Annotated in this window: 22 protein-coding genes; 3 read left to right on the forward strand and 19 right to left on the reverse strand. The window is 37.7% G+C overall.

The annotated features are described in order from the left end of the window. Positions 1-8: 8 nt before the first annotated feature. The 14 genes from AC4CVH_RS05735 to AC4CVH_RS05800 form a co-directional block, all read right to left on the reverse strand. Positions 9-764, reverse strand: a complete 756-nt coding sequence (locus AC4CVH_RS05735) for a WecB/TagA/CpsF family glycosyltransferase (protein ID WP_490786790.1) — start codon at positions 762-764, stop codon at positions 9-11. A gap of 12 nt (positions 765-776) precedes the next feature. Then, positions 777-1,877: a mannose-1-phosphate guanylyltransferase gene (locus AC4CVH_RS05740; protein ID WP_490786791.1), complete on the reverse strand. Its 1,101-nt coding sequence runs from the start codon at positions 1,875-1,877 to the stop codon at positions 777-779. A gap of 11 nt (positions 1,878-1,888) precedes the next feature. Continuing rightward, the gene (locus tag AC4CVH_RS05745; protein WP_490786792.1) at positions 1,889-2,617 is read right to left on the reverse strand and encodes a sugar transferase; all 729 of its coding nucleotides are present in this window, start codon (positions 2,615-2,617) and stop codon (positions 1,889-1,891) included. 141 nt (positions 2,618-2,758) lie between these two features. Further along, complete coding sequence (locus AC4CVH_RS05750) at positions 2,759-3,466, reverse strand: CpsD/CapB family tyrosine-protein kinase (RefSeq protein ID WP_490786793.1); 708 nt, start codon at positions 3,464-3,466, stop codon at positions 2,759-2,761. Between the two features lie 23 nt (positions 3,467-3,489). After that, entirely contained in the window at positions 3,490-4,257 is a 768-nt protein-coding gene (locus AC4CVH_RS05755) for a tyrosine-protein phosphatase (protein ID WP_490786794.1), read from the reverse strand. 12 nt (positions 4,258-4,269) lie between these two features. Next, entirely contained in the window at positions 4,270-4,956 is a 687-nt protein-coding gene (locus AC4CVH_RS05760) for a YveK family protein (RefSeq protein ID WP_490786795.1), read from the reverse strand. Positions 4,957-4,974: 18 nt separating this feature from the next. Next, positions 4,975-5,886, reverse strand: a complete 912-nt coding sequence (locus tag AC4CVH_RS05765; protein WP_490786796.1) for a hypothetical protein — start codon at positions 5,884-5,886, stop codon at positions 4,975-4,977. Positions 5,887-6,031: 145 nt separating this feature from the next. Next, complete coding sequence (locus AC4CVH_RS05770; RefSeq protein WP_490786797.1) at positions 6,032-7,330, reverse strand: cell wall-binding repeat-containing protein; 1,299 nt, start codon at positions 7,328-7,330, stop codon at positions 6,032-6,034. A gap of 14 nt (positions 7,331-7,344) precedes the next feature. Beyond that, positions 7,345-8,652 (reverse strand): cell wall-binding repeat-containing protein, encoded by a 1,308-nt coding sequence (locus AC4CVH_RS05775; protein ID WP_490786798.1) that lies wholly within the window; start codon positions 8,650-8,652, stop codon positions 7,345-7,347. 119 nt (positions 8,653-8,771) lie between these two features. Next, the gene (locus AC4CVH_RS05780) at positions 8,772-10,553 is read right to left on the reverse strand and encodes a cell wall-binding repeat-containing protein (RefSeq protein WP_490786799.1); all 1,782 of its coding nucleotides are present in this window, start codon (positions 10,551-10,553) and stop codon (positions 8,772-8,774) included. A 169-nt stretch (positions 10,554-10,722) separates the two neighbouring features. Further along, positions 10,723-11,307, reverse strand: a complete 585-nt coding sequence (locus AC4CVH_RS05785) for a sigma-70 family RNA polymerase sigma factor (protein WP_490786800.1) — start codon at positions 11,305-11,307, stop codon at positions 10,723-10,725. 22 nt (positions 11,308-11,329) lie between these two features. Further along, on the reverse strand, positions 11,330-11,896 hold the full coding sequence (locus AC4CVH_RS05790; protein WP_490786801.1) for a hypothetical protein: 567 nt from the start codon (positions 11,894-11,896) through the stop codon (positions 11,330-11,332). A gap of 174 nt (positions 11,897-12,070) precedes the next feature. Then, on the reverse strand, positions 12,071-12,289 hold the full coding sequence (locus tag AC4CVH_RS05795; protein ID WP_490786802.1) for a DUF2922 domain-containing protein: 219 nt from the start codon (positions 12,287-12,289) through the stop codon (positions 12,071-12,073). A gap of 25 nt (positions 12,290-12,314) precedes the next feature. Further along, entirely contained in the window at positions 12,315-12,563 is a 249-nt protein-coding gene (locus AC4CVH_RS05800) for a DUF1659 domain-containing protein (protein WP_490786803.1), read from the reverse strand. A 150-nt stretch (positions 12,564-12,713) separates the two neighbouring features. On the opposite strand from AC4CVH_RS05800, the gene AC4CVH_RS05805 reads away from it, so the two are divergent. From AC4CVH_RS05805 to AC4CVH_RS05815, 3 genes are all read left to right on the forward strand, one after another. Next, the gene (locus AC4CVH_RS05805) at positions 12,714-14,003 is read left to right on the forward strand and encodes a hemolysin family protein (protein ID WP_490786804.1); all 1,290 of its coding nucleotides are present in this window, start codon (positions 12,714-12,716) and stop codon (positions 14,001-14,003) included. 266 nt (positions 14,004-14,269) lie between these two features. After that, entirely contained in the window at positions 14,270-16,405 is a 2,136-nt protein-coding gene (locus AC4CVH_RS05810; RefSeq protein ID WP_490786805.1) for a sodium-translocating pyrophosphatase, read from the forward strand. A gap of 338 nt (positions 16,406-16,743) precedes the next feature. Beyond that, positions 16,744-16,971 (forward strand): hypothetical protein, encoded by a 228-nt coding sequence (locus tag AC4CVH_RS05815; protein WP_490786806.1) that lies wholly within the window; start codon positions 16,744-16,746, stop codon positions 16,969-16,971. Positions 16,972-16,979: 8 nt separating this feature from the next. Here the strand turns inward: AC4CVH_RS05815 and AC4CVH_RS05820 are convergent, their stop codons facing one another. The 5 genes from AC4CVH_RS05820 to AC4CVH_RS05840 all read right to left on the reverse strand — a co-directional run bounded on the left by AC4CVH_RS05820 (position 16,980) and on the right by AC4CVH_RS05840 (position 24,805). Further along, positions 16,980-17,708, reverse strand: coding sequence for an EcsC family protein (locus AC4CVH_RS05820; RefSeq protein ID WP_490786807.1), 729 nt, complete (start codon positions 17,706-17,708; stop codon positions 16,980-16,982). A gap of 106 nt (positions 17,709-17,814) precedes the next feature. After that, the gene (atzF, locus tag AC4CVH_RS05825) at positions 17,815-19,536 is read right to left on the reverse strand and encodes an allophanate hydrolase (protein WP_490786808.1); all 1,722 of its coding nucleotides are present in this window, start codon (positions 19,534-19,536) and stop codon (positions 17,815-17,817) included. A gap of 14 nt (positions 19,537-19,550) precedes the next feature. After that, entirely contained in the window at positions 19,551-23,144 is a 3,594-nt protein-coding gene (gene uca, locus AC4CVH_RS05830; protein WP_490786809.1) for an urea carboxylase, read from the reverse strand. Positions 23,145-23,165: 21 nt separating this feature from the next. After that, positions 23,166-24,011, reverse strand: coding sequence for an ABC transporter ATP-binding protein (locus AC4CVH_RS05835; RefSeq protein ID WP_490786810.1), 846 nt, complete (start codon positions 24,009-24,011; stop codon positions 23,166-23,168). Continuing rightward, complete coding sequence (locus AC4CVH_RS05840; protein ID WP_490786811.1) at positions 24,011-24,805, reverse strand: ABC transporter permease; 795 nt, start codon at positions 24,803-24,805, stop codon at positions 24,011-24,013. The genes AC4CVH_RS05835 and AC4CVH_RS05840 overlap by 1 nt, the downstream gene beginning before the upstream one ends. Between the last annotated feature and the right edge of the window lie 5 nt (positions 24,806-24,810).

Here is a 24,810-nt window from a genome sequence, read left to right on the forward strand (position 1 = left end):
ATTCAAAATTAATCTTTATACTTTTTATACTTTAAAAATAATTTTACAATTTTCATATCATCAATAAAATACCTTTTAAACATCCTTCGTGGCTCTTTTAAAAATCTATAAAACCACTCTAGACCACACCTTTGCATCCAAATAGGAGCTCTTTTTACATTTCCAGCTTCAAAATCAATAGAAGCTCCTATAGCTAAAGATATTGGTACCTTTAAAATATCCTTATATTTATATATAAATTTTTCCTGCTTAGGTGCACCAAATCCTACTGCTAAAATATCAGGCTTGCAACTATTTATTATATTAACTATTTCTTTTATTTGTTGTGGATCTTCCTCAAATCCATAATCTGGTGAAAAAGTTCCCACTATATTTAAACCTTTGTACTTATTGATTAAATTTCTTGACGCTTTATAAGCAACACCCTTGGATGCACCTAATAAAAAAATTGTATACTTCTTTTGGGCCGCTAGATCACAAACTTTAGGGAATAAATCTGATCCTGATACTTTTTCTTTTATCGGTGTCTTTAGCATTTTAGCAATCCAAATAAGTGGTTTTCCATCAGTCAAAATCAAATCTGCATTTTCATATACTTTCTTAAATTCACTATCATGTTCAAGTTTTACTATATGATCAACATTTGGAGTAACAACATAGTGATATCCATCACTATTGATAATCTTGTCTATCTCTTTTAATGCTTCGTCCATAGTAACATTATCTATACTTGTATTAAGAAACTTCATTCTAAATTTATTCATAAGCTAATCCACTCAATCTGTAACATTCTTCTTAATATCTTTTATCTTCTCAATATCTCTCTTTTTTCCCACAAAAATTATATCATCGCTTTCAACAACAAACACATCCTCCATTCCAACAACCACAATTGGTTTTTCCTTGGAATATACAATATTATTGCTGCTTCCAACACTTTTTATATCACCTATGTACACATTATTGTCTTTGTCTTTTTCCCTATATCTCTCAACAGCATACCACGTTCCTATATCATCCCATCCGAAATCCGCCGGAACTACATATATATCCTCCGCTTTTTCCATTATCCCATAATCTACAGAAATGTTGTCCACAGTCTGGTATCTTTTTTCAAGTTCATTTTCAAATGAAGATGTATTAGAATTGAATATATCGTTCAGAATATTGTATGTATTTTCGAGATATTTTTTAGTAAGCTCTATTACACTACTGCACTTCCATATGAATACACCGCAGTTCCACAGATAATTTCCTTTTGAAATATACTCTGCGGCCTTTTTTTTATCAGGCTTCTCAACAAATCTCTCAACCTTATACACATTCAATTCGTCTTTTTTGTTTTCAAGTGAAAGTGCAACTTCACGAAGTCCATTCTCCCACAGGATGGAATCACTGTTGTACTTTATATATCCATAGCCTGTTTCAGGTCTGTCAGGCCTTATTCCAATTGTAACAACAGCATTTTTAAGTGCTTTGTTTACATACTCATATCCAAACTTGACAACATCCCTAAATGTCCCTGGATTTACAACAAGATGATCCGATGGAAGGACAACAATTGATGCATCCTTGTATTTTTTTTCTATGTAAAAAGCAGAAAGTGCAATGCAGGGTGCAGTATTTCTTCCAACAGGTTCAACAATTATATTTTCCTCGGGGAGCCCTGGAAGCTGTTCCTTTATAAGGGAAACATATCTCTTTGCAGTAACGATAAATATCTTCTCTATTTCCAAAAGAGGCAGAAGCCTCTCCACTGTCATCTGTATCATGGTCTTTTTTCCAAGAAGTTTTAAAAATTGCTTTGGTTTTTCATCCGTAGAAAGAGGCCAGAATCTCTCTCCCTTTCCTCCTGCCATTACAAGCGCACACAACATAAATACTCCTCCTATCTCGCACCATCATCACCAAAAAAAACCGATAAAGTTTTGAATATAAGCTTCAAGTCCGTCAAAGTACTTCTCTCCTTTATGTACTTTATGTCAAGTTCCATCCACCTTTCAAAATCAACATTACTCCTGCCCATTACCTGCCAGTAGCATGTCAGCCCAGGCTTCACAAGAAGCTTTCTTCTTTGATTGGAATTGAACTTTGTAACCTCCATCGGAAGATTTGGTCTCGGGCCTACAAGTGACATTTCACCCTTTAAAACATTGAAAAGCTGAGGCAGCTCGTCAATGCTTGTCCTTCTTATAAACTTTCCAACCTTTGTAACCCGTGGATCTTCCTTCATCTTAAACATGGGACCTGTCATTTCATTTTTGTTTTTAAGCTTTTCCAGAAGATCTTCCGCATTTACTATCATTGATCTGAACTTATACATTCTAAATAATTTCCCGTCAAGTCCCACTCTTTCCTGAGAAAATATAACTTTGCCCCGAGAATCAAGCCTTATGGCAATCGAAACTAAAATCATAACCGGAGAAAGAACAACTATCCCAAGAATAGAACATACTATATCCATACTTCTCTTAAAAAAATTATAAAATAATCCTTTTTTGTACTTATACTTGAAATCTTCATAGACATCTTCCTGAAGTTCAATATCCTTTGGATATATTTCTCGCGCATCCAAATACTCTTCGTCTTGAAGTTGGTTGTTTTCCACCTCAGTCAAAATAATTCCCCCTATTTCAACTCTTTTTCCCATTATAATGCTAATTTCCATAATATGCAATGTAATTCATACATAATATTGATGCTTTGTTAACTGAAATGTAACAATATTATTAAATTGTACATACTTTCATAATATTTATTACTTTTTTCTGTGTTTTTTATGCTTGCTTCCACCATCATCATAGTAATAATAATAGCCGTAATACCCTTTTTCCTTTACCTCCAGCTTGTTTAGAACCGTACCTAAAATGTTTGCATTCACCTTTTCAAGCAGCTGCTTTGCCTTCATTGCAGCCTCCCTGTCTACCTGAGATGATGCAAGTACAAGCAGACATCCATCTGCATATCTTGACAAAAGCTGTGCATCTGTAACTGCAATTACAGGCGGAGTATCTATTATTATGTATTCAAATCTTTCCTTGAGTTCTTCTATAAATTTTCCCATCTTCCTTGAAGCCATAAGCTCCGCAGGATTCGGAGGCCTTGTTCCCGATGTAAGGAGAGTTAAATTTGGAACTCCAACATCCTTTACTGCATCTTCAAATTTTTCTTTTCCTGCAAGTACATCTGAAAGGCCTGTCTGGTTTGATGTCAGAAAAACTTTGTGCAGCCTTGGCTTTCTCTGGTCACAATCTATTATTATCGTATTTGCACCTGATTCTGCCATTACAACTGCAAGATTTGATGCCGTAGTTGATTTTCCTTCTCCCGGTCCCGAACTTGTCAGCATTATTGTCTGTATCTTTTTATCGAAAGAAGAAAACTGTATATTAGTCCTAAGTGTTCTATAAGCCTCTGAAATAGGCGCCTTAGGGTCTTTTATAGTAATAAGATCTGCTTTCTGCATTACATTCACTCCATTATCCTATGTTATTTTCTGAAAAAGCTAAATAATTTCTTCTTTGCCTGTATTCTTTCACTGCATGGTTCAATGGTGCCATTTTCAAGAAGTATTCGTCCGTTTTCCTCAAGCCTTTTTGAAACTGAAGCATCTATTTTGGAAACCGCTTCCATGGCTTCTGAAAGTCCTGGCGGCCTCTTTTCAGTCGAATGTGCATCAGAACCTATAAAACTGCACACCCCATTTTTCACAAGAAGCTGCGCAGTCCTTTTTACACTGCTGCCGAATCTTCCCAAAATGCTCCCTGAATTTATCTGCAGAAAACATCCCTCATCGAGAAACCTGTTTGCAAGGTCGGGTTTTTCAATTATGTATCTGTACCTCTCAGGATGAGCCATAATAGGTTTTACACCCTTTATCTTAAGTTCATATATGATTTCAAAACCATCTTTTGGAAGTGTCGTCATTGGAAATTCAACAAGCATGTAGTCCGTACCTGCAAGTGTTCCTATATTTCCACTCTCATACTCCTCAAGTGTTTTGTTGTCTATGAATATCTCCTGTCCCGAATGCAGCTTTATGTGGCTTTTCCTTTTTTTTAAAAGGTTATTGACTTCTTCCACAAGCTTGTCAATTTCGCATCTGGTCTTCTGATAATAACCTCTGTAAAAGTGCGGCGTGGCTATTACATCACGAATGCCATCCTTTTCAATAATGTCAAGCATTCTTTCGGTTTCCTCCATGGACTTTGATCCGTCATCAACTCCCGGAAGAAGATGAATATGCATGTCAATCATGGAAAAGCCTCCTTATCTCTGGCTATCTGTCATCTTAGGTATTACCCCTATTACAGGAAGTCCAAGATATTTTGAAACATCATCTTCGGTCTTTATTGTATTGTCCGAATACTCAAGTAAGAATGCAAATCCCACAGAAACAAGAAGTCCAAGGAAAAATGCAATTGCAACATTAAGCGCTTTTTTTGGTTTTACAGGTTTGTCCGGATACTGTGCCCTGTCTACAATCTGTATATCGCCGCCTGTAGGATAAACCCTTTTGCTCTCATTTATAAAAGATTCAGCCATAGTATCTACGATTTTTACAGCTTGCGCCGGACTTTTGTTGTCGGCTTTTATAGTAAGTATCTGTGTTCCACTTTCAGCTTCAACCGAAACCATTTTTTCAAGTTTGTCCAAGGTTATATCCCCGCCAAGTTTTTTAATTGTGCTCTCAGCAACTGAATTGGACTCTGCAATCTGTGTATATGTTTTTACAAGATTCTGGTACATCATTACATCATTGTTGTCCGTCTTCTGGTTTCCATTTGGCTTTCCAACTATTATTGTAGAGGACGCTTCATAGGTTGGTTTTATCACAAAAAAGCTGACAACTCCTGAAACTATGGTGCATCCAAGTGTTATACAAAGTATAAGTTTCAATCTCTTTTTCAGTATGTAAAAAAAATCTCTTAAATCCAGTGTTGTTTCGTCTTCCATTTGTTACCCCCTGATTTGCTAATTACCGTATTTTTCTTGTATTTGTTTTAATTTTTCAGGACCAATCCCGGAAACTACAGCAGCTTTCACACGGGCTTTTCCCGCCTCGGACAGCTTATTGTACTCAGGCTGAAGAGCCTCAAGTCGAGATTTGTCTTTACTGTTTACAGCAGACACAATTTCAGAGGCTATAGTCTGCTCCGACTGTGAACTGCTGTCCTGACTTCCAGCACTTCCATTATCTTTTGCAGATTCTCCTGTACTTTCCTGACTAGCTGCATCCACTCCGGTGTTTTCTGATTCTCCGCCTGAAATCGAACCATTTATATATTTCTGAATCTTTTCAAAACCTGCCTTGTTAATTTTCACAACAAGTTTTCCCTGACTCACTTCAATATTATCTATATCCACCGGTAAAATACTCTTTGATATTACAAACTTCTCATCTTCAACTTTTACATTGTTCCCTAATTTTCCAGATAACTTTTCAATTACATAACTCTTTGGAAGATTTATCTTTCCAACCTTGAAATACTCAGGTGAATATACTATATTGCTTCCGTCAAGGTAGACCCTTCCAGAGGTGGATGCAAGCATATCAATTCCCTTGAAACTTATTGGAACATAAAAGTCCAGGGATTTCTGACCTATCTTGATATTTTCACCTTTTACAGTGATGCCTTTAAAGTTTCTGCTTTTTTGAAGAAACGGTGACAGAATTCCATTAAGTTCATTTTCATTCAGCTCGACAGTACCCGTACCTTTTTGTGCTTCTACTATTTTATCGAACAATTCGCCAAAAGATTTATACTGTTTAAGGCTATAGGAAGAATTCGAAAATAAAAGTGAACAAAATACCGCTGCTGCGGCTGCAACGAGGATAATTACAACAATCAACACTTTTTTAAATTTCTTTTTAGATTTCGTCATATTCTACTCCTAATCATATGTAATATACATTATTATAACATTTTTTCAATTATTATTAAATCAAAAGGGCTGCAAAAAGCTAAAACATTTTTAACCTCCTGCAGTCCCTGTTTATATATAATTATATTCAAATTCCGTAAAGTCCTTAGGTGTCTTTCAAATCCTGAAGCTCATTCATAAGTTCCGTATCACCCGAGATTTTATTGTAAATATCCACCTGCTCACTGTCTGAGAGATTTTCAAGAAGTTTTCCCATGGAATTCATATCTTCTTCAAAACTTGAATCAAGATTTTCTGATTGAACTGCCTTGTCTATTACAGACGACATTCCAAGAAGAAAATTCTTCTCATTTTCACTATTTACAGATGCTGCAATTGTCTTGAATTTTGAAGATACAGATGTAAGTTCTTCAATTTCTTTGTCTGATGCACTATCTGAGCTATTTGATACAACCTTCTGAACAGAACTCAAAAGTGCATCCGATACGGCCACTCTTCCACCTATCCCGATTACATACGCACTACTAGGTACATTTGCCTTTATAAAACCTTCAGTAACCGATGGCAGGGTATTGTATACAAGCATTACAGGTGATGCAGTTTTTGACGCAAGCGCCGAAGCTGAAAGTGCATCTGCATATTCGTTTCCATCCGGGCCGTTGCCTTTTACCACATAAATTTTATTGAAATTCATGCTTATTTTAAAGTAGGACATTATTTTAACGTTGGTTTCATATCTGTCTTTTCCGCCAAGTCTTACAGGCGACGGCATGGATGAGGCTGCATTTTCCGATATGACACCTTCTCCACCTATGACATATGTACTCTTTATTGAAGTTTTATTGTCATCAACATATTTTTTTACAGGATCCGGCAGAGAATTTTTAGATGTCAGGAGTATTGGTATTCCCTGGCTTGCAGCAGGTGATGCAACTGAAAGAGCGTCTGCATACCCTTCACCGGATGCAAGTACAACCTTTCCGGAATATGTCCCCATCTGTTTTGCAACAGCGATTGAAGTTTCATACCTGTCTTTTCCAGAGACACGGCTTACCGAGATTCCCATGTCTTTTAGAGATTTTTCAACTTTTTCGGAAACTGCTCCTGTTCCACCAACAATTACAGCATTTTTGGCACCCAGTTTCTTTATCTCAGAAGCAATAGAACTGTTCAAGCTTGCACTTTCCGTAAGAAGTATCGGGGCATCATCTTTTTTTGCAAGAGGTGCTGCACAAAGAGCATCTGCATAGCTTTCCCCGCTTGCAATTACAACATAGTCCGAAGTTCCCCAACCTCCTTCCGAAACAGCAGATGAAGTTTCATATCTATTATTGCCGCCGAATCTCACCATGGATGCAGATGCATTTCTTGGCAAAACCGTCATGGAAAAAGACAGAAACAACGCACTTAACACTGCAACCGAAATTGTTCTTCTTCTTTTCATATTTTCACCTCAAATTAAATATCAAACTTTTCCTTCAACTTGATCATCTCGGAAATACTCATTTTAGACGAGTTGACAAGTTTGTCCTTAAGCTGATTCTGCTTATCATTGGAAAGTAAATTATATTCACTTTTTACTTTGTTGACATCATCTTTATAATTATAGCTTGTATCACTGGTATATTTGTCTATAGTTGATGTCATATCTGAAATTATCTGTTTTTGTTTAGCATCAAGTCCAGATAAATCCATGGCTTTGATTTTTGAAGATGCTGATTTAAGGGCATCTATATCACTTGAAGATGAACTTCCGCCACTTGAAGAACCGCCGGATATCTTTCCTTGTGCCGCATTTTGGGCTTCAGTCAAAAGAGAATTCGAAACAGAGGCCGTACCACCAACTGCAACTATTTTGGAATCTGAAGACAAATTTGACTTCATGAATTCAGCAGTATTTTTATTAAGCGTTTTATATGCAAGAAATACTGGAGAAGATGTTTTAGCTGCTATTGAAGAAGATGCAAGGGCATCTGCAAATCCATTTCCATACGCCAGATATACTTTGTCAAATTTCATGTCATTTTTAAAATAGTCAATTACACTTACATTTGTTTCGTACCTGTCACTGCCGTATATTCTCGTACTGGAACCAATGCCAGCTACGGACTTTCCGGATATTACACCTTCACCTCCTATTATATAGGATTTTTCTATGGAAGCCTTGTTTTTGTCTATGTAGTTTTGCACGGATTTCGGTACCGAATTTTTTGAAGTCAGAAGTATTGGATATCCTTTTGCTGCAGCTACCGGTGCAATAGAAAGTGCATCTGCATATCCCTCTCCTGATGCAATTACTACATCCTTTATACTTCCAAGCTTCTCTGCTGCATATATTGAGGTTTGATACCTGTCACTTCCGCCTATTCTTTCAACTTTTACAGACATGCCTTTCAGCTGATTTTCAACTGAGGAGGATATAACCCCTGTTCCACCCATTTCTATAACATCAGTCGCCTTGAGTCTCGCAATTTCCGACTTGACACTGGAATCCAGCGTATTTTTCGGTGTAAGAAGTATCGGTGCATCCAACTTTTTTGCAAGGGGTGCTGCGCAAAGGGCATCTGCATAGCTCTCACCGTTTGCAAGTATTACATATTTAGAACTTGTCCATCCACTTTTGGATACGGCAACGGAAGTTTCATATCTGTTTGCTCCTCCAAGCCTTGCAGTTTCCGCCGAAGCTCTTTCAGGTGCCACGAATATGGAAGACGACGCAAGTACAAGAGCAAGTGCGACATTTGTTATCAATTTTTTTCTGTTCATGTTTTTACCTCCCTGTAAAAATTCTTCTGAAATTAAAATTATACTTATAGAATACTACATAAACTATTTTTAGTCAGTAAAAAACCCGGGAAATAATTCCCGGGTGGGTTTTGTTAAGTTTATTTTACTGTAACAACTACATATTCATCTGATGTTCCATCATATACCTTATAAGATCCACCAATTGTAGAAAGTTCTAACAATCTATCAATATTAGTAAGTCTAGAATCATCGGAATTATATAAATCACCGGTACCTTTACCTATTCTAACTATTGTTGCAATAAGTTTATTACCAGTCTTACTATCAGTATAAGTATACCTTATCTTAGGAGAATTACTCTTTTCTGTAATATTTGCCTTAATACCATCAGTTAAACTTTCTACAAACTTATCATACTCATTATTATCTATAGCCTTGTTAATTATGTCTTCAGCAAGCTTAGTAGTATCTATCTTATATTTGCCATCTTCTGTAGTAATATATTCTTTATACTTATCCTTCAAATCTGTATTGGAAGGATCCTTAAGATCACCTAAAACTTCCTCAAAATTCTTACCGCTTCCAGTAGTTATATCATCAATGTGCTTTTCTGCCAGATTATAAGAATTGTCTAATTTAGTAGTAGCCTTATCAATAGCTACCTGTTTTTCTTTCTCTGTAGAATCTTTACTTAAATTATAGTCGTTAACTATTTCATCAAATACTCCTTTAGGGGTTTCTACATCTTTTTTATTTTTCAAATTAATAGAATCACTATTCACTGATACATCAAAATAATCACCTAAAGCATCTGTCAATTCTTTTTCAATTTTATCTTTTCCTATTTTATTTATAGCTTCCTGAGTTTCATTATTTGGATCAGTTGTATATGATCCACCGCTTGAACTTGATCCGCCGCTTGATCCAGACTTGCTTATCGAATCTTCAAGATTTGACAATATTGAGTCTGAAAGTACTGCTGATCCACCAAGAGCTGTTATCTTCGTATTCTTGTTCAAAAGATTTTTGAATATGCTCTTTGTATACTCGCTTGCAGAACCTGTTGCAGTTATAACAAGAGCACTCTTGTTCTTTGCAGCAAGAGAACCACCTGTAAGAGAATCAGGGAAATCATCTCCACGTGCTACATATACCTTGTCGAAATTCAAGCTTCCCTTGAAAGCCTCTATAACATCTTTATTTGTCTCATATCTGTCCGATCCTCCGTATCTCTCAGCTCCTGGAAGGCTGTTGAATACAGAATCTGTTACAACTCCTGTTCCGCCTACAAGATATGATTTTGTTATCTTTGAATTTCCCTTTATATAACTTGATACAGAATCTGGAAGTGCAGTTGATCTTGTAAGTATTATAGGTTGTCCCTTTATTGCAGCTACTGGTGCTGCTGAAAGAGCATCCGGGAAATTAAGTCCGTTTGCAACAAATACACCTGTTGCAGAACTGAGCTGACTTGCAACCTTTACCGAAGTTTCAAACCTGTCTGCTCCACCATATCTCTCCACATTTGAAGTTACTTTCGATTTTATCGAATTTGCAACTCCTTCTGTAACTGCTCCTGTTCCACCTACTATAATTACATGCTTTGCATTCAATCTTTTAAGTTCTGAAAGCGTAGTGGAATTAAGTGAATTTCCCTGTGTCAAAAGTATAGGAGCATTCTTTGATTTTGCAAGAGGAACAGCACATAGGGAATCTGAATAACTGTCTCCATTTGCAATTACTACATAATCTGAACTAGTCCAACCTGATTTTGAAACGGCAGCTGCTGTCTCATATCTGTCTGAACCGCCTAATCTGTCTACACTTGCAGCCTTTGCAGCCGTTGCTGGAACTACAGTTGAAGCAACCAGTGTTGCAACTCCACATGCTGACAGAAATTTTTTGTTGTTTTTCTTCATGATCATACCTCCAATTATTTTACAAATACGCTAAAAATGGTTTATGTTATTATCGTCAAATACTATAATATCTTTAATTACCGATAACTCCAATTTTAGCCTGTAAATATTACACTTATCTTTATACTTCTACAATAACTATAATTTTCCTTCTAAAAATGTTAACAAATTAATATTTTTTGTCAAAAATACTTCTGAGCCTGGAAAGTGCCTTCTTCTTTATATAACCTGCATTTCTGTAGCTCATGCCTTTCTTCTTAGAATACTCTTTAAGGCTCATTTCATGAAAAAAACATTCCACTATAAGGTCTCTTTCTTTTTCAGGCAGCATTAAAACAGCTTCCTTCAAAAATTCTATTTTCTCCGAATGTACAAAATCTTCTTCAATACAGCAGTTCTTATCCTCTATTTCAAAAGCATCAAAAAAATCCTCTCCATTATCATGGCCTGCATATATGCTGCAGCAGCTTGGTTTGCTCATAGTGCTTCTTATTCTATAATAAAGCTCCCGCCTCATGGCAGATGCTGCATAAGATGGAAAGCTTGTCCCACAATTTTTATACATCTTCACCGCCTTTATAAGTGCCATACTCACAGTCTGCATAAGGTCATTCATTTCCCAGCCCCTTATGTATGTCCTCCTGCACAGTTTTATCGCCAGACACTCAAAACGTCTGCATATCTCCTCCATAGCATCCATATTTTCATCTTTTGCCAGATCAATCAGGTCACAAAGCAAATATTCCCTATACAAATTATCTCCCCCTAACCCTATTTTAATAATCCCTCTCAATCTTTCGTCTGGCCTTTATTCTTATTCTATACAGCATCTGCTTGGCAGCATTGTAGCTAAGTTTGTTCACTTCGCAGCAGTCTCTTATATTTCCGTATATTCTGAAACATTCAAAGAGCTGTCTCTCCTTTCTCGAGAGCTTGAGTTCCTCAATGAACTTTTCAAGATAAATTTTATCCACAAGGGCGTTTTCAATTGTACACGTTTTCTCAAACTTGTTTTCAAGATATTCAATTACATATTCGTCTCCCGAGGTCATAAAATTCAATTTATCAAGTTTTATAAAATTTCTAACATATTCAGATACAACACTGTTTACAATCTTCCTTATATATAGCTTCAGCTGGGCGGGAGTGCTGCCTCTCAGCTTTTCTTCATAGACCATGAATTTTTCAATACATTCAAAGATCACATCTTCTTCATACATGCAGCCGCATCTCTCAAAAATATACTCTCTGTATACGTTTCTTGCTGTATTCAAAATATATTCTTCAATCATGTCACACATATCTTCCCGGCTGTCTATAATCTCTTTTATCAAATTACCCATCTCCAATCTGCACCTCCTTCCTTTTTACTAAAATATATATATACTTACATTTTATTACTTTATCACTATATAAAACCTTCTAGAACGGTTTTTAGTAACGGCTTTTTTGAAAAATCTTTTATTTATTTGGAAAAGTACGCAAAAAGGGTGCACAAAATGTACACCCCCTGTTTCCTATTTGATATTAAGCTCTATGGTTTCAATCTCTTCAATGTGTGCAGAATCAACTGTCTTCATGTCTCCGGACTTGTATTTGAATATGTTGAAGCCCAGTATTGCCTCCATGGAGGCTTTTACCTCATCTTCCTTAAGTCCTTCTTTCACATTGGACACCTTCACTGAAACCTTCTGCCCGCTTTCATTTAAAAAATTCATTACAAGCGATCTTTCCACTTAAAATCATCTCCCCATTCTTAAATTAACCAGTTATGCTGTTCTGGTCTATTTTTACAATTTCGTCCATGTCTTTTCCCGTGAGTTTTTGAACCTCAAGGGCGGTGCCATAAATCTGGTCGTCAGTTGCAGAAGTTTTCACATTGGAAAACTTTTGGGATTTTATAATATCCTTTCCTTCCCCATCTACACCATCCTTGTACTTTAAAACCAGTGCTGTCTGCATTTTTGTTGATTGAGCAGCCACTATATCATCTCCTTTCACATAATACATATGCAGCACCACAGCATATAGGAAAATTTTCGATTATATGATAATATATTTAATAAAAAGATTTTATACTTTGAGGAGGAATAATTAGATGCAATCAGAGCCAGACCCTGAATATGCCAATACACAAAAATTGAAATGGGGTAAAAACATATGAGCATTTTTATAAATACTACCATTGTGTTTTTACTTATTTTCATGAACGGTTTTTTTGTGGCCACAGAATTTGTAATGGTAAAGGTTAGAAAATCCAGGATAGAAACGCTTGCAGCAGAAGGAAACAAAAGCGCAAAGTATGTTTTGACAGTTATAGAAAATTTGAACCTATACTTGTCTGCCTGTCAGCTTGGAATAACACTTGCGTCCCTTGGACTTGGATGGATTGGAGAACCTACAGTCTCACGTATTTTAATACCGCTTTTCAAGTTTATAAACATACCCGAGGCTGTAATATACTCGATTTCATTTATAATAGCATTTTCAATCATAACAGCACTTCATATTGTTCTCGGTGAACTTGCACCAAAGTCTCTTGCAATTATAAGTGCGGAAAAAATAGCCATGCGTACGGCACTGCCGCTTATTACATTTTATAAGCTGACATATCCCGTAATGTGGGTTTTCAACCATAGTACAAATTTAGTATTGAAATTATTTGGTATTTCACAAACTGACGAACATGAAACTGCACATACAGACGAGGAAATAAAATTACTTGCCAAGAACAGTTACAACCAGGGTTTGATTGATAAGACCGAATTGACCTTTGTTGATAATATATTTGATTTTTCAGATAAAGATGTGAAAGAAATAATGATCCCTCGTACTGACATGACCTGTATATTTATAGAGGATTCTTTTGACGACATAATCTCCTTTACCTTGAAAAAGCACCTTACAAGATATCCAGTATGTAAAGACAGCAAGGACAATATTGTAGGATTCATACACATAAAGGATCTCTACAGACAGAAAATTGAAAGTGATGATAAAGATATCAAAAACATTATTCGTGAAATTAAGTTCATTCCGGAATTTACTCCCATAGGTGAACTGCTTAAAATATTCAAAATGGGTAAATCCCAAATGGCAATTGTAATAGATGAATTTGGGGGCACATCCGGTCTTGTAACAATTGAAGATGTCCTAGAAGAAATCGTCGGTGAAATCCAGGATGAATTTGACAAGGACGAATTCGAGATCAGAAAAACTACAGATAATAACTATGTTGTAAACGGCAAAGTTTCCATAGAAGACATAAACAAACTTATAGGCATAGAAATTGATCCTGAAAATATTGAAACAATAGGCGGATGGGTTTATTCCAAATTGAAGTCATACCCAAAGGCGGAGGACTCAGTTGCATATGAGAATTTCAATTTTGTAATACTTGAATGCAGTGAAAAAAGAATTAGCAAGATACTCATCAAGAAAATAAGTTAACCCGATTAATACCATGATTTTTTATGTATAATCATGGTATTAATTATTTATGAAATAGTTCCTATTGAATTTTTGAAAAATATGGTATATGCTAGAAGTATAAACATGTCATATCTGGATTATTAATATACAAAAGTCAATATTTTATTCTTATCTAATGAAAAATATCCATAAGTAAGTACGTTATCTATTCAAAATATTTCTTTTTACAGGTTGAGAATTTAATTAAATTCCTGGCTTAATTACCTTAGAAGGAGGTCTTTTTAATGTTTTCTTACTTAAGCGTTATTTTCCTATCAATATTAATCGCTGTGTGTGTTATAGCTTTTCTAATCAGGTTCATATTTTCACAAGAAAAAGGCTCAAAAGACATGCAGGAAATATCAAATGCAATCAAAGAAGGTGCTATGGCGTTTATAAAAAGGCAGTACAAAACTATATTTTCTCTTGCAATTTTAGCTGTCATTATAATTTTTGCAGCGAACTATTTTGGAAATTTATCTAAAAATTCAGCTTACGCAGGCAGCCGTGCCCTGCACATTTCAATTGCATTTGTCATAGGCGCCCTATGTTCAGGTGCATCCGGATTCATAGGAATGTATATGGCGGTTAACTCCAATATACGTGCTGCCGCCGGTGCAAAAAAAGGACTTAATTCTGCACTTACCATAGCACTTAGAGGCGGTTCAGTTACAGGTCTTGCAGTTACTTCTCTATCTCTTTTAGGTGTAACCATACTTTTCTTGCTTTATGGCGGCCTTTCAAATAATGCAGCTTTAATAAAGGAAGCTCCTTCCTTAATAGTAGGTTTTGGCTTCGGTGCATCTTTTGTCGCCCTTTTTGCACAGCTTGGAGGCGGCATTTACACTAAAGCTGCCGATGTCGGAGCTGATCTTGTTGGAAAAGTTGAAGCTGGAATTCCAGAGGATGATCCAAGGAACCCTGCAGTTGTAGCTGATCTTGTTGGGGACAACGTTGGTGACTGTGCCGGAAGAGGTGCCGATCTCTTTGAATCGACTGCAGCAGAAAATATAGGTGCCATGATACTTGGAGTTGCATTATATCCTGTCTTTGGATGGAAAGGAATTTTATTTCCACTAGTTACAGCAGCTGTTGGAATATTATCTTCAATAGTCGGCATATTCTTTGTAAAAGCCGATGACAACACCGATAATCCAATGACTGCATTATATAGAGGATATATAGTCACAACTATTTTGAATGTAATACTACTCTTCTTTGTCATAAAATCAATGCTGTCCGGTACACTTCCAGATGGTTCGAATATAAGGTACTCCATGCTTTACTTATGTGCCATATGTGGAGTTGCCTTAAGCTACGTGTTTGTACTGATTACGGATTACTATACCTCCTACAAATACAGACCGGTTAAATCAATAGCTGAATCCTCAAAAACAGGTGCTGCAACAAATATAATCACAGGAATATCCGTTGGAATGGAATCAACCGCGCTGCCGGTACTTGCTGTTTCTCTGACTATATTTTTCTCATACAAGCTAGGAGGATTTGCACTTCCCAATATAGCAAACGGCGGATTTTATGGAATTGCAGTAGCTACTGTTGGAATGCTGTCAAGCTGTGCTTATATACTTGCAATGGACACCTTCGGACCTATAACAGACAATGCCGGCGGCATCGTTGAAATGTCCGGTGCTCCAGAGAAAATAAGACTTGTAACAGATAAGCTGGATGCTTGCGGAAATACTACCAAGGCTTTGACTAAGGGATATGCCGTAGGATCTGCCGCTCTTGCCACCTTTCTATTATTCTTTGCATATCTAGAACAGGTCAAAACTATACTTGGCATACCACTCAATTCTGTATTTGCAGTAGATATAGGCAAAAGTACTGTATTTATAGGTGCATTTCTAGGTGCCATGGTTGTTTTCATCTTTTCATCATCAGCTATACGTTCCGTAGGCAAAGCTGCACAATATGTAATAATGGAAGTTAGGAGACAGTTCAAAGAAATAGAAGGGATAATGGAGGGAAAATCAAAACCTGATTATGCTACATGCGTTGATATAGTTACAAAAGGAGCTTTAAAAGAAATGATACTTCCTGGAATTATACCTATATGCGCTCCGATTATAGTAGGTGTACTCCTTGGCAAGGAAGCTGCTGCAGGTTTTCTCATGGTAGTTACTATAACCGGCGTTGTAATGGCACTTTTCCTGAACAATGGCGGCGGTGCCTGGGATAATGCTAAAAAATATATCGAACTTGGAAATTTAGGCGGCAAGAATTCAGAACCACACAAAGGTGCCGTTGTCGGCGACACTGTTGGTGATCCATTTAAAGATACTGCCGGTCCATCAATCCACGTTTTGATCAAGCTTGTAAGTACACTTACCTTGGTATTTGTTTCTTTATTCAGCTAACTTATCCACCATAAAAAAGCAGCAGTTAGGTAGTCCTCAGTAAAAAAGTATTTGAATGAATTAAGGCGCAGCGTAAAAAGCTGCGCCTTAATTCATTCAAAATTGAATATTTTATGCTGAAATACGATAAGGAGAAAATACATTACCATAAAGGCGATTAAGGTTATTTTTTCCTGTGTCATAAAAATGTTGGACGACATCAATGCTATAAACCATGCTATGTTGATACCTAATAGTGTCATAGAGGATCCCATATATCCTGGCATTAACACGAATAACACAAGCGTTAAATATCCAACAAGCTGTGACTTCATTGTGAAAAAGTCCTCCGGGCAAGTATGCGCAAGTTCAACATTCACGGCATAGATATCAATAGCCAGCTTGCGAATAAATGCACTTTTATTTTGGCTGTTTACTTCTATGACCCGGAAGTTGCATCACTTATTATAAATTCTGTAGTAGACGACATTTCTCTTTATAAAAGTTCAATCGACAGAAATCGTATTTTAGATGAAACTGTTAAAGCCCTGTGCAGATATTTGAAAATAAAACCTATAAATAACTAGATGATTTGTCATTGTTCTATTTTAAACACTCTGAGTCTGTAAGCATTCATAGCTGTACTGCACAGCTTTTCCATAAGCCTGTAATTTGCATATGCCCCAACTACCGCACCAAGTCCCGGAACAAGCTGAAGTGTTTTTGCAATGTCTATGTAATCTCTGTATTCCTGCTGAAATGTCCTCCAGTCAAAGCTGTCCTTATCCTCCGGAAGACTTTTGCAATATTCTTCCCAGTTTGAAATTATTTTATAAACTTCATTTCTTCTTTTTTGACTTGAAAAAGCTATTTGAAATACATAAAGTATATAAAGCCTTTCCTTGTAGCTCTTGGCGTCAAATCCATATATACCTGCCGTATCAAATAAAAATTTCATCTTTATAGTTAATAGTATTGGAAAATCCGCCATGCCGATTAACAACCCGGAAGCTCCAGTACCAGCCCCGCTTGCCGATGCAATATTTCTGTGGACCTTCATTTTTTCTACAACAAGCTCTTCTCTTTTTTGCAGATTCATGTTATAAGTGGGCTTAACCGAGGAGCTGTATTTGTATCCGTCAATAACTACTTTTATCATGTTTTCCACAGCTTTTGATATTAAAGACTGAACCTTCTCGGGAATAAAGCTGTTCATTTTGTCCTCTATGTTTTTTGCAAATTTATTTGTGGAACCCGGCTCAGCCTGCATTTCCCTTTTCCATTTTACAAGCTCTTTTAATGCTTTATCTTCATACAAACTCATATAATCTTCTTTCATATCATATATAATATTAGAAATAATTATACCAAAAATATATTTATTAACAAGCTGAATAACGCCTCCAATTTAAAGGCGTTATTTTTACATCCTATATATTTTTCCAACTTTTGAATCGTGAAATATCTTCGCTCTTTGATTCCATATAACCTTCACAAATAAAGCCTGTAACTCTCGACCCGTCTTCAAGTTCCACTTTTCCAAGCCCCAGAGGCTCGGGTATCATCTCTAAAAATTTACCAAGCTGTCTTCTCGGCATATCCCATATTTCAAGTTTTATGCTCTCTCCATTTTTGCAAACTTTTATCAATCCGGGTTTTATTGGATTTGTTGGAAGCTTTATAAGTTTATAATTTTTAGAAGTCTGCCTCTCTTCCCTAAACCTTGCGCCTAAATCCTTCATCTGTTTTTCCAGGCTGAAACCCCTCATATGCAGGCCGCAGACGGCAATCGGGACTATTTTGTCCTTCAAATACATGTTCTGCCACATTTTTGCAAATCCAATATTTACCCCGTCTTCTCCGCTAAGCGCAAAGCTCGTAACCCCAAATGGAACTTTTTCATCCACAAAACCTGTTTGAAACGCCAGAGCGGAAAGTTCAAGCAAATTGCAGTGATTCGTGTAAAGCCCCATATTGCTGTTTGTTTTAACAGGATCCAAGTCCACCTGTTTTCTTGTATACGTACCTCCGCAAGTTGGAAGCAGTAAAATACTTTCCTTCAATATCTCCCTTACCCTGCATTTTATCTCTGCCAGACGGTGCATTGCCTTGAATACGGAATCGGCTTTCAATTCCTCTTTGTTTCCACTTCTCAATATACTCTCTGTAACAGGAACCATGTCGGATCCATCACTTCTCATGACAAACTCTCCAAGATCCGCCCATCTCTCGGCAATCCACGGACCGTCATATAATATGGACGCCGCTTCTGAAAACATTGAATAATCTATATATTCAACAGGAATGTTCATTTGCTCTACAGTTCTTACAAACCTTTCCCATCCCTGTCTGTATTCATCTGCATAGTCACCATAGAATGTAAGCTTTCTATCCGGCAGACATATCTTTCCTGGAAGCTTCTCTTCTATTGAATTAATATCTTTTGACCAGGGACATTTTTCATCGTACTTCCACATGGCCTTCCCTGCAAGGGAGGCATCCTCCAGATTGTTTGCAAAAACTGCAATGCAGTCAAGGGAGGCACAAGCCGGCACAACTCCCCTGGTAGACACTGCGCCAAGGCTTGGCTTGAATCCTACAATATTGTTGAGTGCTGCAGGAACTCTACCAGAACCTGCAGTGTCTGTACCAAGCGAAAAAGATGCCTGTCCAATGGCTACGCTGACTGCTGAACCCGAGCTTGAGCCTCCGCTTATAAGTTCAGGCTTCAGGTAATTTTTAGTTTCACCAAACAAACTTCTTGTTCCAACAAGTCCTGTGGCAAACTGGTCCAGATTGGTTTTGCCAACAGGAACAGCTCCCTGACTTATTAAAAGTTCTACAACAGTAGAATTCTCCTCCGGTACATAGGAGAAACTGCTGCACCCTGCAGTTGTAGGAATATTCTCCATATCAATATTATCTTTAATGGCAAATGGAATTCCCCAAAGCATAGCTTTTTCCCTGTCGAGATGCTTTAAATTCTCCAGATATCCCTGAATAAAATCCATGGAAGGTGGAACTATCCAAATATTCATATTTGAGGTTTCTTCCGCCCTCCTTACAATTTCACGGCATATGTCCTCAGGAGTAAAGTCACCTGTCTTATACCCTTCTCTGAGATATGAAACTGTCAATTCACTGTTTATCATAGAAACTCTCCTCCTTAACCTATAGTAACCAATATTTGTCCACTGGATACATTCTGCGTCTCTTTAACATAAATCTTCTGTATCACTCCGTCACAAGGTGCATCTTGTGGGAACTCCATTTTCATACTTTCTTCTATGACTATAGGATCCCCCTTCTTTACACTGTCTCCTTCATGTACAAGTATTTTCCACACACTTCCAGGCATATTTGAATAAACAGGTACGACTCCTTCAGGTATTTCCTGTTCTTTCACACCGCCTTCGTCATGCTGGGAAATAAATTTGTCAAGACCCTTGTCTTTCCACATTTGTTTTTCCCTGTTGAAATACTCAACTTGATGTTTCTTGAATTGTTTTTCTTCTTCTTCAACGGATTCAAGATATTTCAGGTATTCTCCATAGTCAAAAATTATATCTTCAATTTCCACCTCATACCTGCCTCTTAAAAAATCTTCCCTGATCTTTAAAAGTTCTTCAGGAGATACAGGATAGAATTGTATCTGGTCAAAGAAATTCAAGAGCCACGGTTTTCCTTCCTTAAAACTTTTTGTGGGTCTAAGAGGATTCCATGTCTGTATGGTTCTTCCCACAAGCTGGTATCCTCCAGGCCCTTCCATACCATAGATTCCCATGTATGCACCACCGATTCCAACAGCATTTTCCGGAGTCCATGTTCTTGCAGGATTGTATTTTGTTGTAACTAAGCGCTGTCTTGGATCAAGCGGAATGCAAACCGGAGCGCCGAGATAAACATCTCCAAGTCCCATGACAAGGTATGTTGCATCATATAATATTTCTTTGACTTTTTTTATGGAATCCAATCCGTTTATTCTTCTTATAAATTCAATATTGCTTGGACACCAAGGCGCATCAGGCCTTACATTCTGATAGTACCTGTCAACTGCCTTCTGAGCACCCGGATCATTCCATGAGAGAGGCATCTTTATTTTTCGCGATTTAATTTTAAAGCTGCTAAGGTCTCCAATTTTATCGTCCAGCTTAAAAACTTCTTCCGCCAAATCACGAATGGACATTCTTGTTGAATCAATATGAATCTGAAGTGAACGAATACCCGGCGTTGCATCTATAAGTGGAATATCTTTATTTTGTTTTACAAGTTCCATAAGTGCATGTACCCTTATACGCAGTTTCATTTCAATTTTCATTTCACCATACTCAACCAATACATATTCATCCCCGGCAGCCCTTATGCAAAGCGAAGTTTCACCATCTTTAGAAACTTTCTTCAAAATTGGATAGCTGCAATCAAGAACCTCTGTGCTGTCAAGTTCTGGAAGCCTAAGTTTTCTCCCGAAAGTAATATTCTCCAAATACTGTTCCTGATCTTTCCTAATCTTTTCCGCCCCTTCAATTGAAATAAGGCAAAATCTAACCTTGTTTCCCGGTGCAAGCTGACCTATTTTCCAGAGCTCACCTGAGGGAATTGTTACAGGACACACAAACCCACCAAGACTTGGTCCGTCTGGTCCGAGTATAATGGGCATGTCTCCGGTCAAGTCAATAGTACCAACTGCATATGCAGTATCATGAACATTGGATGGATGGAGCCCCGCCTCGCCTCCATCTTCCCTTGACCACAAAGGAGCAGGTCCAACAAGTCTTACTCCAGTCCTGTCACTATTGAAATGCACTTCCCATTCCGTACTCGTAAGCTGATCCAGGTATTCCTTTTTCAAAAACTCTGTTGTACAGTGAGGCCCTGGAATTACACCTATATCCCAGGTTTTATCGTATCTATACAATTGCGTTTTGTCTATTTTGCAGTACTTTGCTTTATTTTCCCTCTTTACGTGAATCAAGTCACCTGTTTTAAGTGTTCTTCCACCGTGTCCTCCAAAACCTCCAAGTGCAAAAGTGGATGCACTTCCAAGTATTGATGGAACATCAAGTCCGCCCTTTACAAGTATGTAGGTTCTCATACCGTTCAGCACCTTTTCAAGCTTCAGCACCTGACCTGCATTTACTGAAACCGGCTCATACATTGGCACACAGTTTCCATCCAGCGAAGCATTCATATCCGCACCAGTTAGGCAAATAGTCATATCATCCCTGAATTTATAGCCGCCGCCTCTTAAAGTGCATTCAATTCCCGGAGCATTCAACTCGTTTCCAAGTATCCTGTTTCCAATTCTAAAGGAAAAGTTGTCCATGGCTCCGCTTGGAGGAACACCGACATCCCAATAACCAAGCCTTGCAGGATAATCTTGAATTGTGGTCTGTACACCTCCGTCAATGACTTCAATTTTTCTTTCCTTATAGGTAAAACCATCCAGCATGTGGGTGTTCAATTTACCTTTTTTGTAATCTTCCGTGCCTATAAAAGAATCCAGGTAATCTATGTTTGTAGTTACACCGTATATTTTGGTTTCTTTTAAAACCGAGTCCATTTTTTCTATTGCACTTTCACGGCTGCCCGCCTTTACAATAATCTTTGCAAGCATTGGATCATAGTTTGGAGTAACTACAACACTGTCCTGAATCCAGGTCTCGATACGCGCATTTTTAGAAAACTCAACCTTGTCTAGTTTTCCGGCGCTGGGTGTAAAGTTTCTCATGGGATCTTCTGCATAAATTCTGGCTTCAATGCTGAATCCTTCCGGTTCACAAACCATGTTCTCCAAATTTTTGAGCTCCCCTGCGGCTTCTTTTACCATCCATTCTACAAGATCAATACCAAGCGTCTCTTCTGTAACACCATGTTCAACCTGCAGCCTTGTATTCACTTCCAGAAAGTAAAACTTTTCCTCCAGGGAATCATACAGGAATTCAACTGTGCCGGCACTTCTATACCCAACCTGCAGTGCAATATTTTTTGCAGCTTTGTGCATATTCTCTCTTGTGACTTTTGAAATTCCAAAGGCAGGACTCTCCTCAAGCACCTTTTGATTACGTCTCTGCACGGAGCAGTCCCTTTCTGAAAGTGCGGCAACTTCGCCATATTCATTTCCAAATATCTGAACTTCCACATGCCTTGCCTTCTGCAGATATTTTTCCATGAAAAGTCCTGCATTGTTGAAATTTGTTTTTGCAAGGTGGCTGCAGGATTCATATGCAGATTTTAACTCTTCCACGCTAAAACATGTTCTCATGCCTATTCCACCACCGCCGGCAGTGCTTTTCAAGATAACCGGATACCCAAGCTGCTTTGCAGTACCTACTGCTTCCTCCACACTTTTCAAAAGTCCGGTTCCTTCAAGCATTGGTACTCCTGCTTCTTTCGCAATGCGGCGTGCCGAGTGCTTCAGACCAAATAGTTCCATCTGCTGCGGAAGCGGCCCTATAAACTTTATCCCATTTTTTTCACATTCTCGTGCAAAATCACTGTTTTCGCTCAGAAAACCATATCCTGGATGGATTGCTTCGGCGCCTGAGCTCTTCGCAATTTCAATGATTTTGTCCCCTCTCAAGTATGTTTCCGATACTGTTCCATCTCCAAGACAGTACGACTCGTCGGCACAATCCACATGCAAGCTGTCCTGATCCGCTTTTGTGTACACCGCCACAGACTTTATATTCATCTTTTTTAATGTTCTTTCAATTCTGGCTGCTATTGCTCCACGATTGGCAATAAGTACTTTTTTAAACATAAACCATCACTCCAATCCGCATTATACTGTATCCTTGCTTTCACCACTGTGCAAAATCCCAGTAACCTTTTTTCTGAGCTCTATAAACTCCCTTGTATCTTTCAAATCTATATCTCTGTCATATGGAAGATATACAGGAACTTCCGATATAATTCTTCCTGGATTTGTCCCCATGACATATACTCTCGTTGACAAAAACACTGCTTCTTCTATATCGTGGGTAATAAATATAATTGTTGTTTTCTCTTTCTGCCATATCTGTCTCATGAGAAGCTGCATTTTTGATTTGGTTTGAGGGTCCAAAGCTCCGAAAGGCTCATCCATAAGCAGAATTTCAGGACTGTTTGCAAGAGCCCTTGCAATTGCAACCCTCTGTTTCATTCCACCGGACAATTCCTTTGGCAGAGATTTTCTAAACTGAGCAAGTCCGATAAGCTCAAGATACCTGTCTACAATTTCCGAGACTTTGTCTTTTGGAAGCTTTTTAAGCTTTAATCCAAATCTTATATTCTCCTCTACAGTCATCCATGGAAAGAGTGAATAGGACTGGAATACTACTCCCCTGTCGGCTCCGGGGCCTAAAAGTTCCCTGCCGTCCAGGAAAATAGATCCTTCTGATACCTCGTCAAGTCCTGCTATCATTTTAAGTAAAGTGGATTTTCCACATCCTGATGGTCCTACAATGCAAACAAACTCATTTTCCAGTATTTCGAAACTGGTTTTTTCAATAGCCAGTGTATCTTTTTTCTTTCCTTTATATATCTTGGTTACATCTTTTCCCAAAAGTTTGCTGTTTGCAAGAGTCGCCTCGATTCTCCCTCCATCTTGAACCATGCTTTTTTCCTTGATACTTTTTTTGAACAACATTATTGATTGCCTCCTTCCGCCCATGCAAACACATGCTTGCTGACAAATCCAAAAGTTCTATCAATAACAAGTCCCAGAAGTCCTATGATCAGGATATTTGCAAACATTACATCAGTTCTTAGATATCTCTGTGCCTTCAATATGCTGTATCCAAGACCGGAACTTGCCGCAACCAATTCTGCAACAACCAAATATGTCCACGCCCATCCCATCATCATTCTCAAGGTATCCATCATCTTTGGAAGTACAGCAGGAATGATTACTTTCCACAAAACTTCCCATCTTGAAGCGCCAAGAGTATAGGCTGCATTTATAAAATCTTCCGGTACTGCCTTTACGTCATCTGCTACCATTGGTATCAGCTGGAACAGCGTTCCCAAAAATATAACCGCAATTTTGGCCTCTTCCCCTATCCCAAACCACACCATTATAAGTGGCACAAATGCCGGTACAGGTAGATATCTTATAAATTCAGTAAGTGGCTGTATGAATGCTTCAACTCCTGAAAAACATCCAACAAGTATTCCAATTACCACCCCTACAATTACTGCATACAAAAATCCCATAAATATTCTATAGCAGCTTATATAAAGGTCCCCCCATATATTTCCCGATGTAATACTTTCAACAATTGTCTTTACAACTTTTTGGGGTGTTGGTAAAAACACCGGATTTACAATTCCCGAAATACTTGCAAAATTCCACACTAGAATAAGCAGTACAAAGGATATACCCGCAATAAGCATATACAATTTTTTATCGATAGTTTTTCGTATTCTAAACATTTTTCTCATAGTAT

It is taken from the genome of Clostridium pabulibutyricum (assembly GCF_058242705.1).

Excerpts from the sequence above, each read along its gene's own strand:
- AC4CVH_RS05735 (WP_490786790.1), bottom strand. The coding sequence starts at position 764 with ATGAATAAATTTAGAATGAAGTTTCTTAATACAAGTATAGATAATGTT.
- AC4CVH_RS05740 (WP_490786791.1), bottom strand. The coding sequence starts at position 1,877 with ATGTTGTGTGCGCTTGTAATGGCAGGAGGAAAGGGAGAGAGATTCTGG.
- AC4CVH_RS05750 (WP_490786793.1), bottom strand. The coding sequence starts at position 3,466 with ATGCAGAAAGCAGATCTTATTACTATAAAAGACCCTAAGGCGCCTATT.
- AC4CVH_RS05755 (WP_490786794.1), bottom strand. The coding sequence starts at position 4,257 with ATGATTGACATGCATATTCATCTTCTTCCGGGAGTTGATGACGGATCA.
- AC4CVH_RS05760 (WP_490786795.1), bottom strand. The coding sequence starts at position 4,956 with ATGGAAGACGAAACAACACTGGATTTAAGAGATTTTTTTTACATACTG.
- AC4CVH_RS05765 (WP_490786796.1), bottom strand. The coding sequence starts at position 5,886 with ATGACGAAATCTAAAAAGAAATTTAAAAAAGTGTTGATTGTTGTAATT.
- AC4CVH_RS05770 (WP_490786797.1), bottom strand. The coding sequence starts at position 7,330 with ATGAAAAGAAGAAGAACAATTTCGGTTGCAGTGTTAAGTGCGTTGTTT.
- AC4CVH_RS05775 (WP_490786798.1), bottom strand. The coding sequence starts at position 8,652 with ATGAACAGAAAAAAATTGATAACAAATGTCGCACTTGCTCTTGTACTT.
- AC4CVH_RS05780 (WP_490786799.1), bottom strand. The coding sequence starts at position 10,553 with ATGAAGAAAAACAACAAAAAATTTCTGTCAGCATGTGGAGTTGCAACA.
- AC4CVH_RS05790 (WP_490786801.1), bottom strand. The coding sequence starts at position 11,896 with ATGGGTAATTTGATAAAAGAGATTATAGACAGCCGGGAAGATATGTGT.
- AC4CVH_RS05800 (WP_490786803.1), bottom strand. The coding sequence starts at position 12,563 with ATGTATTATGTGAAAGGAGATGATATAGTGGCTGCTCAATCAACAAAA.
- AC4CVH_RS05805 (WP_490786804.1), top strand. The coding sequence starts at position 12,714 with ATGAGCATTTTTATAAATACTACCATTGTGTTTTTACTTATTTTCATG.
- AC4CVH_RS05810 (WP_490786805.1), top strand. The coding sequence starts at position 14,270 with ATGTTTTCTTACTTAAGCGTTATTTTCCTATCAATATTAATCGCTGTG.
- AC4CVH_RS05815 (WP_490786806.1), top strand. The coding sequence starts at position 16,744 with ATGCGCAAGTTCAACATTCACGGCATAGATATCAATAGCCAGCTTGCG.
- AC4CVH_RS05820 (WP_490786807.1), bottom strand. The coding sequence starts at position 17,708 with ATGAGTTTGTATGAAGATAAAGCATTAAAAGAGCTTGTAAAATGGAAA.
- atzF (WP_490786808.1), bottom strand. The coding sequence starts at position 19,536 with ATGATAAACAGTGAATTGACAGTTTCATATCTCAGAGAAGGGTATAAG.
- uca (WP_490786809.1), bottom strand. The coding sequence starts at position 23,144 with ATGTTTAAAAAAGTACTTATTGCCAATCGTGGAGCAATAGCAGCCAGA.
- AC4CVH_RS05835 (WP_490786810.1), bottom strand. The coding sequence starts at position 24,011 with ATGTTGTTCAAAAAAAGTATCAAGGAAAAAAGCATGGTTCAAGATGGA.
- AC4CVH_RS05840 (WP_490786811.1), bottom strand. The coding sequence starts at position 24,805 with ATGAGAAAAATGTTTAGAATACGAAAAACTATCGATAAAAAATTGTAT.